Origin of the sequence: Cellulomonas wangsupingiae, from assembly GCF_024508275.1 — a bacterium.
Taxonomy (GTDB): Bacteria; Actinomycetota; Actinomycetes; order Actinomycetales; family Cellulomonadaceae; genus Cellulomonas; species Cellulomonas wangsupingiae.
This window is the reverse complement of sequence record NZ_CP101989.1, coordinates 519,260-535,177: the sequence shown is the minus strand read 5'-3', so window position 1 is coordinate 535,177 and position 15,918 is coordinate 519,260. Positions and strand designations below refer to the sequence as shown.

General features: G+C 73.5%; 17 protein-coding genes and 1 tRNA gene. 11 read left to right on the top strand and 7 right to left on the bottom strand.

All coding sequences use genetic code 11. The features are described 5' to 3' along the window. Positions 1 to 11: 11 nt before the first annotated feature. Both map and NP075_RS02620 read right to left on the bottom strand, forming a co-directional pair. Positions 12 to 794: a type I methionyl aminopeptidase gene (map, locus tag NP075_RS02625; protein WP_227566320.1), complete on the bottom strand. Its 783-nt coding sequence runs from the start codon at positions 792 to 794 to the stop codon at positions 12 to 14. Beyond that, the gene (locus tag NP075_RS02620) at positions 791 to 1,108 is read right to left on the bottom strand and encodes an antibiotic biosynthesis monooxygenase family protein (RefSeq protein ID WP_227566321.1); all 318 of its coding nucleotides are present in this window, start codon (positions 1,106 to 1,108) and stop codon (positions 791 to 793) included. Before NP075_RS02620 ends, map begins: the two co-directional genes overlap by 4 nt. 59 nt (positions 1,109 to 1,167) lie before the next feature. Here NP075_RS02620 and NP075_RS02615 point away from each other — a divergent pair, with 59 nt between their 5' ends. The 6 genes from NP075_RS02615 to NP075_RS02590 all read left to right on the top strand — a co-directional run bounded on the left by NP075_RS02615 (position 1,168) and on the right by NP075_RS02590 (position 8,055). After that, the gene (locus NP075_RS02615; RefSeq protein ID WP_227566322.1) at positions 1,168 to 2,187 is read left to right on the top strand and encodes a LacI family DNA-binding transcriptional regulator; all 1,020 of its coding nucleotides are present in this window, start codon (positions 1,168 to 1,170) and stop codon (positions 2,185 to 2,187) included. Positions 2,188 to 2,345: 158 nt separating this feature from the next. Further along, positions 2,346 to 3,659, top strand: a complete 1,314-nt coding sequence (locus NP075_RS02610; RefSeq protein WP_227566323.1) for an ABC transporter substrate-binding protein — start codon at positions 2,346 to 2,348, stop codon at positions 3,657 to 3,659. A 31-nt stretch (positions 3,660 to 3,690) separates the two neighbouring features. Then, positions 3,691 to 4,659: a carbohydrate ABC transporter permease gene (locus NP075_RS02605; RefSeq protein ID WP_227566324.1), complete on the top strand. Its 969-nt coding sequence runs from the start codon at positions 3,691 to 3,693 to the stop codon at positions 4,657 to 4,659. After that, the gene (locus NP075_RS02600) at positions 4,652 to 5,491 is read left to right on the top strand and encodes a carbohydrate ABC transporter permease (protein ID WP_227566325.1); all 840 of its coding nucleotides are present in this window, start codon (positions 4,652 to 4,654) and stop codon (positions 5,489 to 5,491) included. The genes NP075_RS02605 and NP075_RS02600 overlap by 8 nt, the downstream gene beginning before the upstream one ends. Next, positions 5,488 to 6,270, top strand: coding sequence for a DUF5995 family protein (locus NP075_RS02595; protein WP_227566326.1), 783 nt, complete (start codon positions 5,488 to 5,490; stop codon positions 6,268 to 6,270). The genes NP075_RS02600 and NP075_RS02595 overlap by 4 nt, the downstream gene beginning before the upstream one ends. Positions 6,271 to 6,489: 219 nt before the next feature. Beyond that, positions 6,490 to 8,055 (top strand): outer membrane protein assembly factor BamB family protein, encoded by a 1,566-nt coding sequence (locus NP075_RS02590; RefSeq protein WP_227566327.1) that lies wholly within the window; start codon positions 6,490 to 6,492, stop codon positions 8,053 to 8,055. A 63-nt stretch (positions 8,056 to 8,118) separates the two neighbouring features. Here NP075_RS02590 and NP075_RS02585 read toward each other — a convergent pair whose 3' ends face one another. Beyond that, on the bottom strand, positions 8,119 to 9,921 hold the full coding sequence (locus tag NP075_RS02585) for a hypothetical protein (protein WP_227566328.1): 1,803 nt from the start codon (positions 9,919 to 9,921) through the stop codon (positions 8,119 to 8,121). A 158-nt stretch (positions 9,922 to 10,079) separates the two neighbouring features. After that, positions 10,080 to 10,532: a hypothetical protein gene (locus tag NP075_RS02580; RefSeq protein WP_227566329.1), complete on the bottom strand. Its 453-nt coding sequence runs from the start codon at positions 10,530 to 10,532 to the stop codon at positions 10,080 to 10,082. Between the two features lie 234 nt (positions 10,533 to 10,766). Between NP075_RS02580 and NP075_RS02575 the strand changes: the two genes are divergently transcribed. Both NP075_RS02575 and NP075_RS02570 read left to right on the top strand, forming a co-directional pair. Then, positions 10,767 to 11,537: a lysoplasmalogenase gene (locus tag NP075_RS02575; RefSeq protein ID WP_227566330.1), complete on the top strand. Its 771-nt coding sequence runs from the start codon at positions 10,767 to 10,769 to the stop codon at positions 11,535 to 11,537. Between the two features lie 29 nt (positions 11,538 to 11,566). After that, positions 11,567 to 12,064, top strand: coding sequence for a ribonuclease FAU-1 family protein (locus tag NP075_RS02570; protein ID WP_227566331.1), 498 nt, complete (start codon positions 11,567 to 11,569; stop codon positions 12,062 to 12,064). A 164-nt stretch (positions 12,065 to 12,228) separates the two neighbouring features. Here NP075_RS02570 and NP075_RS02565 read toward each other — a convergent pair whose 3' ends face one another. Then, positions 12,229 to 12,849 (bottom strand): hypothetical protein, encoded by a 621-nt coding sequence (locus tag NP075_RS02565; protein WP_227566332.1) that lies wholly within the window; start codon positions 12,847 to 12,849, stop codon positions 12,229 to 12,231. A 110-nt stretch (positions 12,850 to 12,959) separates the two neighbouring features. On the opposite strand from NP075_RS02565, the gene NP075_RS02560 reads away from it, so the two are divergent. Both NP075_RS02560 and NP075_RS02555 read left to right on the top strand, forming a co-directional pair. Beyond that, positions 12,960 to 13,169 carry a hypothetical protein gene (locus tag NP075_RS02560; RefSeq protein ID WP_227566333.1) on the top strand — a complete coding sequence of 70 codons (210 nt, stop codon included), beginning with the start codon at positions 12,960 to 12,962 and terminating at the stop codon, positions 13,167 to 13,169. Between the two features lie 175 nt (positions 13,170 to 13,344). Then, complete coding sequence (locus NP075_RS02555) at positions 13,345 to 13,986, top strand: SMI1/KNR4 family protein (protein ID WP_227566334.1); 642 nt, start codon at positions 13,345 to 13,347, stop codon at positions 13,984 to 13,986. A 209-nt stretch (positions 13,987 to 14,195) separates the two neighbouring features. Here NP075_RS02555 and NP075_RS02550 read toward each other — a convergent pair. Continuing rightward, a tRNA-Ser gene (locus NP075_RS02550) sits at positions 14,196 to 14,282 on the bottom strand. Between the two features lie 83 nt (positions 14,283 to 14,365). On the opposite strand from NP075_RS02550, the gene NP075_RS02545 reads away from it, so the two are divergent. Then, positions 14,366 to 15,325 (top strand): Sir2 family NAD-dependent protein deacetylase, encoded by a 960-nt coding sequence (locus NP075_RS02545; protein ID WP_227566335.1) that lies wholly within the window; start codon positions 14,366 to 14,368, stop codon positions 15,323 to 15,325. 42 nt (positions 15,326 to 15,367) lie between these two features. On the opposite strand, the gene NP075_RS02540 is transcribed toward NP075_RS02545, so the two are convergent. Continuing rightward, positions 15,368 to 15,799 (bottom strand): nucleoside deaminase, encoded by a 432-nt coding sequence (locus tag NP075_RS02540; protein ID WP_227566341.1) that lies wholly within the window; start codon positions 15,797 to 15,799, stop codon positions 15,368 to 15,370. Positions 15,800 to 15,918 lie beyond the last annotated feature (119 nt).

Genomic DNA, 15,918 nt, shown 5'->3' with positions numbered 1-15,918 from the left:
GCCCGGCGCCGTCAGCGCCGCAGGCGCCGCGGCAGCGTGAGGATCTCGGCCCCGTCGTCCGTCACGGCGACCGTGTGCTCGCTGTGCGCCGTCCGGCAGCCCGTCGCGCTGCGCAGGGTCCAGCCGTCCGCGTCGGTGACGAGCTCGTCGGTGTCCGCCATGACCCACGGCTCGACCGCGATCAGCAGGCCGGGACGCAGCCGGTACCCGCGGCCGGGCCGTCCGTCGTTGGCGATGTGCGGGTCCTGGTGCATCGTCGAGCCGACGCCGTGGCCACCGAACTCGGTGTTCACGCGGTACCCGGCCTCGCGCAGCACCGTGCCGATGGCGTGCGCGACGTCCCCGACGGCGGCACCCGGCCGCACCGCGGCGATCCCGGCGCTCAGCGCGCGCTGCGTCGCGTCGATCAGCGCCAGGCTCTGCTCCGGCCGGGACTCCCCCACGACGAGGCTGACGGCGGAGTCCGCGACCACCCCGGCCAGGGAGACCGCCAGGTCCAGGCTCAGCAGGTCACCGTCCGCGAGCGTGTAGTCGTGCGGCAGCCCGTGCAGCACGGCGTCGTTCACGGACGTGCAGATGTAGTGGCCGAACGGCCCGCGGCCGAACGACGGCGCGTAGTCGACGTAGCAGGACTGCGCGCCGGCCTCGACGATCATCTCGCGGGCCCACTCGTCGATCTCCAGCAGGTTGGTGCCGACGGTGGCGCGCTCGCGGAGCGCGTCGAGGATGTCGGCGACCAGTGCGCCGGTGTCCCGGGCGCGCAGCAGCTCGGTGGGGCTGAGGATCTCGATCATGCGTCGGGCCGGACGTCCAGCACGACGTCGAACTCGAGCAGCTGGGCGCCCGAGCTCACGGGCCGCGGCCGCTCGCCGGTCGGCCCGGCGTGCGCGGCCCGGGCGTCGCCGTCGCGCCACGCGGCGAACGACTCCTCGTCGGCCCAGTGCGTCACGACGAAGTAGCGGTCCTCGCCCGCCGTGGGGCGCAGCAGCTGGAAGCCGAGGAACCCCGGCGAGCCCTCGACGGTTCCCGCGCGTGCGGCGAACCGGCGCTCGAGCTCGGCCCCGGCGCCGTCCGGTACGGAGATGGCGTTGATCTTGACGACGGACATGTGCCCAGCGTACGAGCGCCGTCGGTCGGGGCGTCGCCACCTCCCCCTAGGATCGGCCCATGGCCGAGCGCGTGACCATCGGTGATCTCGCGCAGCGCCTCGGGCTGTCGAAGGCGTCGGTCTCGTACGCCCTGAACGGTCGGCCGGGCGTCAGCGCCCAGACGCGGGCCCGCGTGCTGGCGCTCGCCCGTGAGCTGCAGTGGTACCCCAGCTCGTCGGCGCGCGTGCTGTCCGGCGCGCGGACGGGCGTCGTGGGCCTCGTGCTGTCGCGGGACCCGGAGCTGCTGGGCACGGAGCCCTACTACATGCTCGTCCTGTCGGGCATCGAGTCGGCGCTGATCGACGCCGACTACGGCCTGCTGCTGCGGATGGTGGGCTCGGAGCCCGGGCGCGACCTCGCCGTCTACGAGCGGTGGGCGGGCGAGGGACGCGTGGACGGCGTCATGCTGTTCGACCAGCGCCGCGACGACCCGCGCATCCCCCTCGTGCGTCACCTCGGCCTGCCCGCGGTCCTCAACGGCGCGGCGGAGCCCGGGTCGGCGCTGCGGGCCGTCGTCCCGGACGAGCACGGCGACGCGAACCAGGTGGTCGAGCACCTGGCCGGGCTCGGCCACCGGCGGGTCGCGTACCTGAGCGGGCCGTCCGGCCTGCTGCACGAGGAGCGTCGCGACCTGCTCGTGCGCGCCGCGGCCGCCCGTACGGGCATGGTCGTCGAGACGGTCGAGGGCGACTACACGATGGGGACGGCCGAGCGTCTGGTCACCGAGCGCCTGCGGCGCGGGCCCGGCCCGACGGCGTGGGTCGCGTCGAACGACGTCATGGCGCTGGGGGCGGTGCGCGCGGCCGTCCGCGAGGGCGTCGACGTGCCGGGCCGGGTGTCCGTCGTGAGCTGGGACGACTCGCTGCTGTGCGAGATCGGCGCGCCCCCGGTCACGGCGCTGGACCGTCACCCCCGTGACTTCGGGCGCCGGTGCGCGCAGGCGCTGCTGGCGGAGATTGCCGGCGACCCCGGCGACGACGCTGTCCCGCCGCCGAGCGTGCTGCGGGTCCGGGCGAGCACGGGTCCCGCCCGCCCCTGAGCCTCGTGCTCGCGCCCCGAGCACCCGGCGGCAGTAGACGCATCCGCTGACTCCTGTCACGAATTCGTCTCGGGACTTCCCGTTCGGCCTAGTGCATGGGTACCGTGTCCCCGCGAACTGAACCGGTTAGGTAATCCGGCACCGACAAGGGAGTCCCCGTGAAGCTTCGCCACCTCGCAGCAGCGTCCGTCCCCGTCCTGCTCCTCGCGGCCTGCTCCGGCGGGGGAGGTGGCGACGACTCCGCGTCCGGCGACGGGGACGTCACCCTCACCTACTGGGCCAGCAACCAGGGCACCAGCCTCGACAACGACAAGGAGGTCCTGACGCCCGTGCTCGAGGAGTTCACCGAGCAGACCGGCATCGGCGTCGACCTCGAGGTCATCGGCTGGAGCGACCTGCAGACCCGCATCCAGACGGCCGTCACGTCGGGGCAGGCGCCGGACGTCGTCAACATCGGCAACACCTGGGCCGTGTCGCTGCAGGCCACCGGCGCGTTCATGCCGCTCGACGACGCCGCGATGGAGCAGATCGGCGGGGCCGACAAGTTCGTCGAGACCGCCCTGCAGACCGGGGGCGCCGAGGGCACCGACCCGACGTCCGTGCCGCTGTACGGGCTCGCGTACGGCCTCTACTACAACAAGGCGATGTTCGAGGCGGCAGGGCTGCAGCCTCCGACGACCTGGGAGGAGATGGTCACGGCCGCCCAGGCGCTGACGGACCCGGCCACCGGGGTGTACGGCATGGCGCTGGCCGCCGGCAGCTACACGGAGAACAACCACTTCGCGTTCATCAACGCGACGCAGAACGGCGCCGAGCTGTTCGACGCCGACGGCAACCCGACGTTCACCGAGGACGGCGTCGTCGACGGCATCGTGCGCTACCTCGACCTCATGCAGACCGAGGACGTGGTCAACCCGTCGAACGTGCAGTACGACAACGCCGCGCTCGCCGTCGCGGACTTCGCCACCGGCAAGGCCGCGATGATCCTCAACCAGAACAACGCCAACGCGACCATCGAGGCCAACGGCATGGCCCCCGACGCGTACGGCGTGGTGCCGTTCCCGGCGCCGCAGAACTCCGAGAGCGACGTGGCCAGCCACGTCGCGGGCATCAACATCTCGGTCTTCGGCAACACCGAGCACCCGGACGAGGCCCTTCAGCTCGTCGAGTACATGACGAGCCCTGAGGTCCAGACGACGCTGGGCAAGCCGTTCTCCTCCCTGCCCGTGCTCAAGGACGCCGACGCGGTGTTCACCGAGGACGCCGAGCTCGCGGAGACGTTCACCCAGATCTACAACGAGCGCTCCGCGCCGCTGCCGCTGGTGCCGGCCGAGGACCAGTTCGAGACGACGGTCGGGCAGGCGATGAACACCATGTTCGCCACCATCGCCACGGGCGGCACGGTCACGCAGGACGACGTGCGCGAGGCCATGCAGACCGCGCAGGACCAGGTCCAGGCCTCGGTCGGCTGACGTACCGGTCCCCGCACACCGAGGAGTCGCCGTGGCCACGACCACCTCCACCGCCCCGCCGGTGCCCGCCTCGCGCACCGTGCCCGGCCGTCGCCGTCGCCGGAGCGGGTGGTGGCTGCCGTACGCGCTGCTGGCACCGGCGGTGCTGCTCGAGGTGTTCATCCACCTGGTGCCGATGCTCACCGGCATCTGGATGAGCTTCACGCACCTCACGCGGTTCTTCATCCGGGACTGGACGTCGGCCCCGTTCGTAGGGCTGCGCAACTACCAGGTCGCGCTCGACTTCGACGGGGCCGTCGGGCGGTCGCTGCTCAGCTCCTTCGCGATCACGTGCGCGTACACCGTGCTCGTGGTGGGCGTCGCGTGGGCGCTGGGCATGGCGGCCGCGGTCGCGCTGCAGCGGCCGTTCCGGGGCCGGGCGGCGTTCCGCACGCTGTTCCTCGTGCCGTACGCGCTGCCCGTGTACGCCGGGATCGTCACGTGGAACTTCATGCTTCAGCGCGACACCGGGGTCATCAACCAGCTGCTCGTCGAGGACCTCGGGGTGCTGGACGAGCGGCCGTTCTGGCTCATCGGCGGGCACGCGTTCGCGTCGATCGTCATCGTCGCGACGTGGCGGCTGTGGCCGTTCGCGTTCCTCATGCTGACGGCCGGGCTGCAGTCCGTCCCGGACGACCTGTACGAGGCCGCGGCGATGGACGGGGCGCACGCGTTCCGGTCCTGGTGGTCCATCACGCTGCCGATGCTGCGGCCGGTGAACATGGTGCTGGTGCTCGTGATGTTCCTGTGGGTGTTCAACGACTTCAACACCCCCTACGTGCTGTTCGGCACGTCCCAACCGGCGGCCGGGGACCTCATCTCCTTCCACATCTACAACGCCTCGTTCCTCACGTGGAACTTCGGCGCCGGGGCGGCGATGTCGGTCCTGCTGCTGCTGTTCCTGCTGCTCGTCACGGGCATCTACCTGATCGCGCTGAACCGGAGGTCGCGCCGTGCATGAGACCCGCGCGTTCAAGACCTTCCGCACGGCCGTGATCGTCGTGCTCTGCGCCGTCACGGCGCTGCCGCTCTACATCATGATCACGTCGTCGCTGAAGCCGCTGCAGGACGTGCGCGGGGCGTTCTCGTGGTGGCCCAGCACCCTGACGTTCCAGCCGTTCGTCGACATGTGGACCACCGTGCCGCTGGCCCGGTACTTCGTGAACAGCCTGATCGTGTCGAGCGCCGCCACGATCGCGAGCCTCACGATCGCGATCTTCGCGTCCTACGCGGTGTCCCGGCACCGCTTCCGGGGCAGGTCGGCGTTCACCACCACGGTGCTGTCGACGCAGATGTTCCCCGGCGTGCTGTTCCTGCTGCCGCTGTTCATCATCTTCGTGAACATCGAGCAGGCCACCGGCTTCCAGTTCGTCGGCACGCGCATCGGCCTGATCATCACCTACCTGACCTTCTCGCTGCCGTTCTCGATCTGGATGCTGTCGGGGTACCTCGACAACATCCCCCAGGAGCTCGACGAGGCGGCCCGGGTGGACGGCTGCTCCCCGATCGGCGCGCTGTTCCGCGTCGTCCTCCCCGCGGCGCGCCCCGGCGTCATCGCCGTGGCGATCTACGCGTTCATGACGGCGTGGGGCGAGGTGCTGTTCGCGTCGGTGATGACCACCGAGGCGAACCGCACGCTCGCGGTGGGGATCCGGCAGTACTCGACGCAGACCAACGTCTACTGGAACGAGATCATGGCGGCGTCGCTGGTGGTGTCGATCCCGGTGGTCATCGGGTTCCTGCTGCTGCAGCGGCAGTTCGTGGCGGGGCTGACGGCGGGCGCGGTGAAGTGAGCGGGCCGCCGGACGACCAGCCGGAGGACGGCGGCACCGTGCGGCGGCTCGCCGACCTGGCCGGGGACGCGCCGCCGACGTCGATCCCCGACGTCGTCCGCCGGCTCGAGATGATCCGGGACGGGGCCGCGAGCACGTCCCCGCGGGGCGAGGACGACGGCATCGCGTCCTTCACCCGGCTCTACCACGTCATCACGCGGCGGATCGGCGAGATGGTGGAGAGCGGGGAGTTCCGGTCGTCGCCGTTCCTGGTGCGCCTCGACCTCGAGTTCGCCCAGCGGTACTTCCAGGCGCTGCGCCGGTACGCCGTCGACGTCCGCACGGCCCCCGGGGTGTGGCGCGTGCTGTTCGACAACCGCCACGACCCGCGCGTGCCGCCGGTGAACTCCGCGGTGCTCGGCGTCAACGCCCACATCAACTTCGACCTCGCGCACGCGCTGGTCGCCACCTGGCGCCACGTCGCCCCGGACGGCGAGGACGCCGCACAGCACCACGACTACGGCCTCGTCAACGACGTGTTCCAGGCGGAGATGGACGGGTTGCGCGAGGAGCTCGGCTCGCTGCTCTCCCACGGCCCCGACGGCGCGCCGTGGGACGTGGGCGCGAACTGGCTCTCCGACCTCGTCATCAGGTTCACGCGCGACCTCGCGTGGCAGGAGGCGCAGGACGTGTGGCGGCAGGGCGCGACACCGGAGGTCTGCGCGGCCTCCGAACGGCGGCTCGACGCGATCGCGACGTTCATCGGCCAGGGCGTGCTGCGGGCACCGCTGCCGTTCTGAGGACCGGGCGGCCGGCCCGCACCTTCGGCTCGCCCGCGTGCCCAGAGCCGGTCTCACCTCGTGGCCGCCACGGTCGCGAGGACGAACGCGGTGACGATCAGGACGAGGCGCACGAGGTGCAGGCGGTCCCACCGGCTCCGCTGCTCGCGCCAGCCGGCCGGGACCTGGGACGGGGTGGAATCCGCCCGTCCGCGGCCTGTGTCCGGTTACCCTGCGCCGATGGGACGTCGCGGCCCGAAGCAGGAGGTCGACCTCATCGAGGAGGACGGGCCGGGCGACCCGCCGGACGGCGACGCACCCGAGGACGGCGGCCCGTCCGGGACCGCGGGCACCGACGCCGCACACGTGCGGCGGCGCAGGGCCACCACGCTCGGGGTGGGTCTGCTCGTCGTCCTGGTGCTCGTCGGCGTCGTCGGGCAGGCCGTCGTCACCGCACGCGAGCGGGACCGGCTCGCCGCCGTCGCCGCGCTCCCCGACGTCGTCGCACCGCTCGACGGGCCGCCGCAGATCCTGTGGACCAGCGACGAGGACATCCCGTTCCAGGTGACGACCTCCGCCGGCCACGTGGCGGGGGCCGTCACGCACCCCGACGGCCGGGTCGTCGCGCGGGCGGTCGACCTGGCGACGGGCAGGACGGTGTGGGAGGTCGACCTGCTCACCGCGGCCGACAGCATGGAGCTGCCGGCGGGGGCAGTCCCGGCCGTGCGCGGCTCCGCGTACTGCTGGCCCGGCACCCCCGACAACCGCACGTCGGACGTGATGCTGTGCACCGCCGATAACGCCGTCTGGCTCGAGCAGGACGGCACGATGCGCTGGATCGCCGCGACCGTCACCCGCCTGGTCCTGCTCGACGCACGGGACGGCACGGTCGTCGCCGACCTCACGGACGAGGCCGCCGCGGCGCCGGTCGCGGAGTCGTCCACCACGCTCGGCGACCTGGTGCTGCTGACCGGCCGCACGTCGGACGGCGCCGAGGTCCGGGCCGTCCGACGCGACGGGACCGTCGCGTGGCGCACCACCGTGCCCGCCCCGCCGCCCGCGGAGCCCGAGCCCGGAGGGTCGCCCGAGCAGCTGCAGCTGCTCACGGCAGGTGACCACGCCGCCCTCGTGACCCCCGACGCCGTGCACCTCCTCGACGCGACGGGCGCGACGGTCCGCCGCACGCCCCGCGCCGCGGACGCCTGGGTCACGGGCTCCACCGACGGCACGGTCGTCCTGGGGGCCGGAGGCGCGTACGCGCCTCCGGGCGGCCCGCCTCAGGCCCCCGCGTCCTCGACGTTCATCCGCCCGGACGGCGAGGTCACCCGGCCCGGGGAGTGGGTGTGGCTGGGCGTAGACGACGGCACCGCACCGTTCACGACGCTCACGTGGGACGTCGACGGCCTGCATGCCTGGGGTCGTGAGGACGCACCGTTGTGGACCGCGGACGTCCGGCTGCCGCACGAAGCCGTCGCCCTGGACGGCCTCGTCCACCTCACGGACGGCACCGGGCTGCTGACGCTCGACGCGGGCACGGGTGCCGAGGTGTGGCGGGTGACCGACCTGCGGTCGGACACCCCCCTGATGACCGACGGCAGGGTCCTGCTCGTCACCGCCGGGTCGACGCTGGGCGAGGACGGCGGCACCCGCCTCGTCGCGCTCGACCGCAAGGACGGCTCGGAGGTGTGGCGCGCACCCACGCCGGTCGACGTCGACAGCCTGTGGCCGGTGGGCGGCTTCCTCCTGGGCCAACGGTGGGACCACGACGTGCAGACGAACCGGGCGGTCGTCACCGCACTGGGGTGAGCGCGGCGTGGCGCCCGTGGCACGTGGATGTCGCACGGTGCGTGTCCGTGGGCCGGCCGACGCTCAGCCCTGGTCGGGCAGCGTCCGCAGCAGGTACCGCTCCGACTCCCCGGCCTGCTGGGCCAGCTGCCGCAGCGTCGACGAGCCGGCACCGGACGCGTCACCAGCAGCGCCGTCCTGCGGGTCCGCACCCGCCCGCCCGTCCGGGCGCAGCGCCTGCACCACCTGGTCGAGCTCACCCGGCGCCAACGGCACCGCCTGCGCCAGGACGGTCAGGTCGCGCAGCCCGTTGCGCAGCGTGTCGAGCTCGGCGAGCTGCTGGTCGTCGAGCCGGTCGCGGTCGGGGACCAGGTCGTCCTGCAGCCGCACCGCGTCGCGGAACAGGGCGATCTCGTCCGGTCCCTGCGACCCCTGGCCGCTCGATGCCCGGAGCGCCGTCGCGGTGGCGTCCGCGGCGGTCCGGACGCGTTCGCGCAGCGGCGGTGGCCGGAAGCCCGGGACGACGACGAACCCGAGGACCACGCCCAGCAGCACCGCGCAGGCGATGAGCGCGACGTACTGCAGCAGCAGCGTGACGGGGTCCAGGTCACGGTTGACGGCGTTGAAGCCGACGCTGACGACCACCATGAACGCGCTGCCGAGCGCCGGGACGGTGGTGATGTACCAGAGCCCCAGGCACAGGGACACGAGCGCGACGAGGACGAGGTACCGCTCCGGCACGACGAGCAGCACCACCGCGACCGTGAGCGCACCGGCGACCACCCCGACGACCTTGTTGCGCGTCTTGACGGCGGTGTCGCTCCAGGTGGCCTGCATGATGCCGAAGGTCGCCAGCAGCGCCGTGGAGACCAGCGGGTCGCCCCGCTGCAGGCGCGAGGTGATGAGCAGCATGATCAGCACGGCCAGCGCGGTGCGCAGCGCGTGCCGCACCTGCACGGACCGCAGCCGCGCGGACGGGTGCAGCACGGCGTCCTGCAGCTGGTGGCGCCGGTCGCGCTCGAGCCTGACCGCCGTGGTGTCGCGCGTCAGCAACGCCTGCTCGACGGTGTCGAGGGCGGCGCCCGGGGCGTCGGGGACCTCGACGACGGCCGGTGCGGACGACGGGCCCGCCGCGGGCGTCGGCGAGGACGTCCGCGACGAGGACGACACCGCGGCGTGCTTCTCGCGTCCCGGCTTGGCCCGCAGCCGCGCGGCCAGCTCCTGGGCACGGGCCTGCAGCGCACCGACATCACCCGGGCCACCGCCCGTCGCGAGCTCGGCGGTGCGCAGCGCCAGCCGGTAGCTCGAGGCGCCCTCGAGCGCCTGCGCGAGCCACCGCTGCCGGCCGTCGGTCAGCCAGGTGCCGAACGCGGTGGCGGTGGCCGTGCTCGGGTCGTCGGCGACGAGCACCGCGGCGACCTGCTCCCGCGTCGGCTTCGACGGGTCGGAGATCCCCATGAGGACACGCAGCACGACGGCCACCACGACGCCCGCGACGGCCGCCGCGATCACCTGCCGGTGGTCGGCACCACCCTCCGGTGCGTAGCCGTAGCCGAACATCGTCGTCATCCCCAGCCCCAGGCCCGCCGTGCCGAAGCGCGGCCCGACCAGCGGGAGCAGCGCGGCCACCGCGGTGAGCAGCACGACCAGCACCATCGCCCACGGGCGCGACGTCTCCGCCACCAGGCGTGGCACGGCCGCCGCGACGACGAGCAGCGGGCCCATCACCGCGGCGACGCGCAGGTCCGCCCGCAACGGGCCACCGATCAGCGCCACCAGCGCGAACATGCCCGTCAGGCCGCCGATGATCCCGGCCGCACCCGCGCCCCAGGCGTCGGCCAGCAGGACCGACGGCAGGACGACGATGATCATCAGCACGATCAGCATCGGGCTGCCCTTGGGGCGCGTACGCGCCTCGGTGCTCCCAGTGCCCCCCACGGTGCCCCCTCGGAGGTTCGGCCACGCTCGGTCCTCACGCTAGGGCGGGAGGGAGGGAGCCGCCACAGGCCGGGTCGTGGCCCGTCCGCGCGCCGCCGAGCCCAGGATCACAGCTCCACCGGCAGGAATCGCTCGGCGATGGCACTGGCGAGTCGGTTGCCGTCGATCTCGTACCGCTCGCCGGCGGGCGCGGCCACGAAGTGCTGTCCGTTGAGCCACCACCGCAGCGCGTCCTCGATCGAGTCGTCGTCGAGGGGACGGACGCGGACCGCGACCATGACGGGACCCGTCGGCATGGCCGCGATCGCCTCGAGGGTCGCGAGGTCGTCCGCGTGCTCGGTGGCGTCCTCGGGTGCGAAGCAGCCGGGCACGGGCTCGTCGAGCATCGCCTCGGGGTCGACCGTCGCGATGACCTGCGCCCGGGCGACCGCACGCGACAGGCGGTCCAGCTGGGCGGCAAGCATCCCGATCGTGGCCGACGGTGGCAGGACGCTGACGGCGTAGGTGAGGACTGCGGCGGCGTCGGCGACGGCCTCGAGCGCGTCCGTGGGGTTCTTCATGGCTCCTCCTTCGATCCGGGAGCCGCAGCGGAGCGACCCCTCCCCTCTGCCACGGAGAGCCGAGAAAGTGACATCGGAGGCACGCGGGCGGGGTCGACCAGGACGAACGCGGTGACGACCAGGGCGGCAGCGCAGCAGGTGCGTGGGGTTCGCACCGCTAGCATCGGCGCTCCGGGACGACGGGGTCCCGCACTGTCGGCCGCCGGGACGTACCCCGGCGGCGAGGAGGTCGTCGTGGGACGCACGCTGTCCACAGCCGCACGCACCTGGGCCGCAGTCGCCGGCGTGCTCCTGCTCGTCCACCTCACCGCCGAGGCGACGGGCGCGCAGGACCTGTCGACGGTGAGCCAGTGGACCCTGATGCCGGCGCTCGCCGCCGTCGTGTTCACCGCCACGCGCAGGCCGCGCAGCCGGCTGGTCACCTGGGTGCTCGTCGCGCTCGGGTTCTCGTGGCTCGGTGACCTGGTGCCGTCGCTGGTCGACGACGACATGTCCTTCCTGGTGATGGTCGGGTTCTTCCTGCTCGCCCAGGTGGCCTACGTCGCGGCGTTCGCGCCGTTCGTGCGCAGGTCCGTCGTGCACCGGCGTCGACTCCTGCTGCTGCCGTACGCCGCGGCGCTCGGGACGCTGGTGGCCCTCTGCGCACCGCACGCCGGGAGCCTGCTCGTGCCCGTGTGCGTCTACGGCGCGATGCTCACCGCCATGGCCGTGCTGGCGACCGGCCTGGGACGGGTCGCGGCGCTGGGCGGTGCGATCTTCCTGGTGAGCGACGCGCTCATCGCGCTCGAGGCGTTCGTCCCGTCGTGGGACATCGCGGGTCAGGGGTTCTGGGTGATGCTGACGTACACCGTGGGGCAGGGCCTGCTCGCCGCGGCGGTGCTGCGCCGCGACGCCGCCGAGCGTCGTGCGCCGGAGCAGCAGGTGGCGCCGGCGGACGTTCTGCAGGACGAGCTGGCTCCTCGCCGAACCGGTGGAGACCGCCGGGCCGGGCTGTCGAACCAGTGACGGGCCACCAGCCTGGCCACGTCCCGAGGATGTCGAAGCAGAAGGTGTCCCTGGTCGACGGGACCTGCGCGGAGCGGTTCAGCTGGCCGGTCGAGCACCTCGGCCAGGACCAGCACGGCACATGGCTGGGCGCGCGGCGCGGGAACCCGGTCCGTCAGCCCGACGGCCGCCACGAGTCCCAGGAGCACGATGCCGTCTGGCTGGTCACGGAGGGCGCATGGTGGCTGCCCGCCTTCTGGTTCACCGACACGACCGACCTCACGATCGACATCTGCACACCACCGACGCTCGACGGAAGCGTGTGGTCCTTCGTCGACCTGGAGCTGGACCTGGTGCGCGCCGCCGACGGCCGCGCCGGCATCGTCGACCAGGACGAGTTCGACGAGCTGGCCCTGTCCGGGCACCTCACCGACAGCCAGGTGGCGACGGCCACCGAGGTGGCACGAGCTTTGCTGCCTCTCGTGCAGATGGAGGCGGAGCCCTTCGGTCGAGCGGCGAGGGCGTGGCTGCAGGCGCTCCGCTCCTAGCTCCGTCGCGTCGACGTCGCCCCGCGCTCCCGTCAGCACCGCTGCCCCGCCCGGCCGCTCGACGTCGTCGCCGTCCTCACGACCGGCGCGCCCGGCGGACGAGTGACACCGCGTCCGCGGAGCGGCGACGTGGCCTGCGGGCGTGCGGCACGCGGCCGGGGCGCTCAGGACGGCGCCGACCCGGCGGGCGCGCGCAGGCCGAGCGCGTGCAGCTCGAGCTCGGCGAGGGCCCGCAGGACGTCGGGGTCCCTGCGGCGCCACGCGTCCGCCGGGTCGTCGCTCACACGGGCGAGCTCGCGCACCGGCTGGGTGGCGAGCGCCCGCAGGGCGAACAGGTCGAGGTCGGCCGCCGAGTCGAGGATGCGCCTGGCCGCACGTGCACGGCTCACGAACCGGACGCGCGAACGCAGCCAGGCGGCGCCGACGAGCAGGATCGGGACGGCCGCGACCAGGAGCCCCAGCAGCAGCGCGAGCCGGCCGACCCCCTGCTGCACCTCGATGCCCGCGAGCGCGATCGAGTCCGCGGCGCCGCCGGCCGCGGTGAACGGGGCGCGCACCTCGTCGCCGACGACGGGGACGCGGGCGACGGCGTCCCCGGCGGAGGCCATGCTCTCCGAGAGGGAGGACCCGGCGTCCTCGAGGGTGCGTCCGGGGGCGGCGAGCCGTCCGACGACGTCGTGCACCTCCCGCCCGACGCCCACCCACAGGACGACCCAGCCGGTGACGAGCAGGTCGCCGATGACCTGGCGCGTGCGGCGCCACGGGGTCTGCGCGTAGAGGATCACGCGCACATGGTGGCGTGCCGGGGCGCCGCGCGCTCGGGAAGGGCGCACGGAGCGAGCAGCGCCGGTCCGCGGTTCCGCCGGACGAGCGCACGTCGCGGCCGCGTCAGGACGTGACCGCGGACACCACCTACCGCGTGATGACCGAGATGAAGGCGGCCCTCAGGTCCCCCGCGACCGACAGGGCGTCACCCAAGGTGGCCGTTCACCATCGCCCCGTCCCGCAGGATCGTCAGCTGCCGCGCGACGTCGTCGACGTCGCGCACCTCGGCCGCCCGGGCGATGTCGGCGAAGTCCTCGAGCAGCCACCTGCGGTGCGCTGAGGTCAGCGTGCCCGCTGGCAGTCCACCTGACTGGCCGAGGCGGGGGCAGGTGGGCGAGTGGTTCGGTGTGGGGAGCCGGTCGTTCGGCTGGCTGTGGATCGAGATGGGGGCACCTCGTGAACCGACGCACCGTGGTGGCCGCTGTTGTGGCGGCCGTGCTGACACCTGTGCCCTGATGAGCGGAGCTCAGATCGTCGCCGCCCTGGACGGATGGGTCGAGCGCCTGGCGCACCTGGGCGCCCGCGTGGTCGACCGGTTGCGTCCCGGACTGGAACCGGAGCAGATCCGGCGGGCCGCGGCCGCCCACGGGTTCACCCTGAGCGAGGAGGTCGCCGCGGTGTGGGCGTGGCACGACGGCGAACGGGTCGGCACCGACGTCGGCACGAGTGCCCAGCTCCCGGGCCTCAGACCGGCGGGGGCGTTCTACGACCTCGGCACGACGCTCGAGACCTCGTTGACGTACTACGGCATCTGCGGCGACGCCGACGTGCTGACTGATCCGCACGCCTCGGACAGCGAGAAGGCCGCCGTCTGGAGGCGTGAGTGGATGGTCTTCGACTCGTGGCTGCTGCCGCTCGTGCTGGCGGCAGGGCCCGACGGGTCGACCGATACGTTCCGGTACGACCCGCAGTCGGGGACCGAGGTGGTGGCGCACAGCTCGCTGCCGGCCAGGGTGGCGCGCTGGCACGAGATGCTCGACCGCGGGGCGTGGCGGGTCGAACCGGACGGCACGTGGGCGGTCCAGCCGGCCCTGCTGCCGAAGGTCGATCGGTCCTGGCCCGTGGCGGAGCGGATCCGGTGGACCGAGATCACGTAGCGCGTGACCTCTGCCGGACGGTGCTGGTGGCCGCCCCACCGCTCGGTGGGCGGACGCGGTTCTCCGACGGCTGCGGCCTCGGCGCCAGGGTGGCGCGACCGCCCCGATCCAGCACCCAGGAACGACGAAACCCCCCGCGAGACGCCCTTCCGGGCCCCCGCGAGGGGTTCTGTCACTTCCAGGCACTGAGTTTCGTCAGTACCCCGCGGCGGTAGCGGTGGGATTTGAACCCACGGTGGACTTTCACCCACACACGCTTTCGAGGCGTGCTCCTTAGGCCGCTCGGACACGCTACCTCGGGGGGTCACAGTACCCGGTCGGCGCCGTCGGACCCAATCCGCCCCGGGCCGCTCACAGCGACCCGTCGTACCGTGGCCGGGTGAGCACGTCGCAGGCAGCCCCCGTCACCTCGGGGTCGCTCGCAGACGTCGTCGCGCTGCTCACGGGCCACCGGCTGACGGTGCTGACGGGCGCGGGCGTCTCGACCGACTCCGGCATCCCCGACTACCGCGGCCCGGACTCCCCGCCGCGCACGCCGATGACGTTCCAGCAGTTCGTCGGCGACGAGGCGTTCCGCCGGCACTACTGGGCCCGCAACCACGTCGGGTGGCGGCACGTGCACCGCACGCAGCCGAACGCGGGGCACCGGGCGCTGGCGGCGATGGAGCACCGCGGCGTCGTGCACGGCGTCATCACCCAGAACGTGGACCTGCTGCACGAGGCCGCCGGCTCCCGCCACGTCATCGACCTGCACGGGCGCTACGACCGCGTGGTGTGCCTGCGCTGCGGGCGCGTGGTGCCGCGGGCGGAGCTCGCCGACCGGCTGGAGGCGCTCAACCCGGGGTTCGTCGAGCGCGTGGGCCAGGTCGCGGACGTGGAGATCGCGCCGGACGCCGACGCGGTCGTCGAGCAGACCGCGGACTTCCGGGTGCAGGCGTGCTGGGGCCCCGACCCGGACGGCGGGCCCGGCGAGTGCGGCGGCATGCTGAAGCCGGACATCGTGTACTTCGGGGAGACGGTGCCGCGCGAACGCGTCGAGCGGGCGTACGCGATGGTCGACGAGGCCGACGCCCTGCTCGTCGCGGGGTCCTCGCTCACCGTGCAGTCGGGACGCCGGTTCGTCCGGCACGCGGCACTGACGGGCAAGCCCGTGGTCGTCGTCAACCGTGGCGCGACGCGTGGCGACCGCTACGCGACCCTCACCCTGGACGCGGGCACGAGCGAGACCCTCACAGACCTCGCCGACCGTCTGCCCACGCCCTCACCCGCCCGAACGCCCGCCGAGCGCGGCACACGACTGCCGAGCGCGGGGGAAACGACACCCGCGCTCGGTGGTTGAGTACCGCGCTCGGGGGGTGAGGTACCGCGCTCGAGGGCGCGGTCAGCGGTGGCGGTGGAAGAAGCCGCGCAGCAGGGCGGCCGACTCCGCCGCCCGCACGCCCGGGACCACCTCGACGCGGTGCGGTGAGCGCCGGTCGCGCACGACGTCCCACTGCGAGCCGCAGGCGCCCGCCTTCTCGTCCCACGCGCCGAGCACCAGCCGCGCGACGCGGGCCTGCAGCAGAGCGCCCGCGCACATGAGGCACGGCTCCAGCGTCACGACGAGCGTGCACCCGTCGAGCCGCCAGGTGCCGAGCGCGGCAGCCGCCTGCCGCATGGCGACGACCTCCGCGTGACCGGTCGGGTCGGCCGCCTCCTCGCGCACGTTGCGCCCGCGCCCCAGGAGAGTGCCGTCGGGGCCCAGCACGACGGCGCCGACCGGCACGTCGTCGGTCGCGAGCGCGGCCCGCGCCTCGTCCAGCGCGACGTCCATCGCGGCCTCGTCCGCCGGGGTCGCGTACGGCGACGGGTCCCCGACCACGGCGAGCGGCACGTCGGGCTCCACCCGCGCACCAGCGGCCGACGCGCCCGTCACGTCCCGCTGCTCCCCCA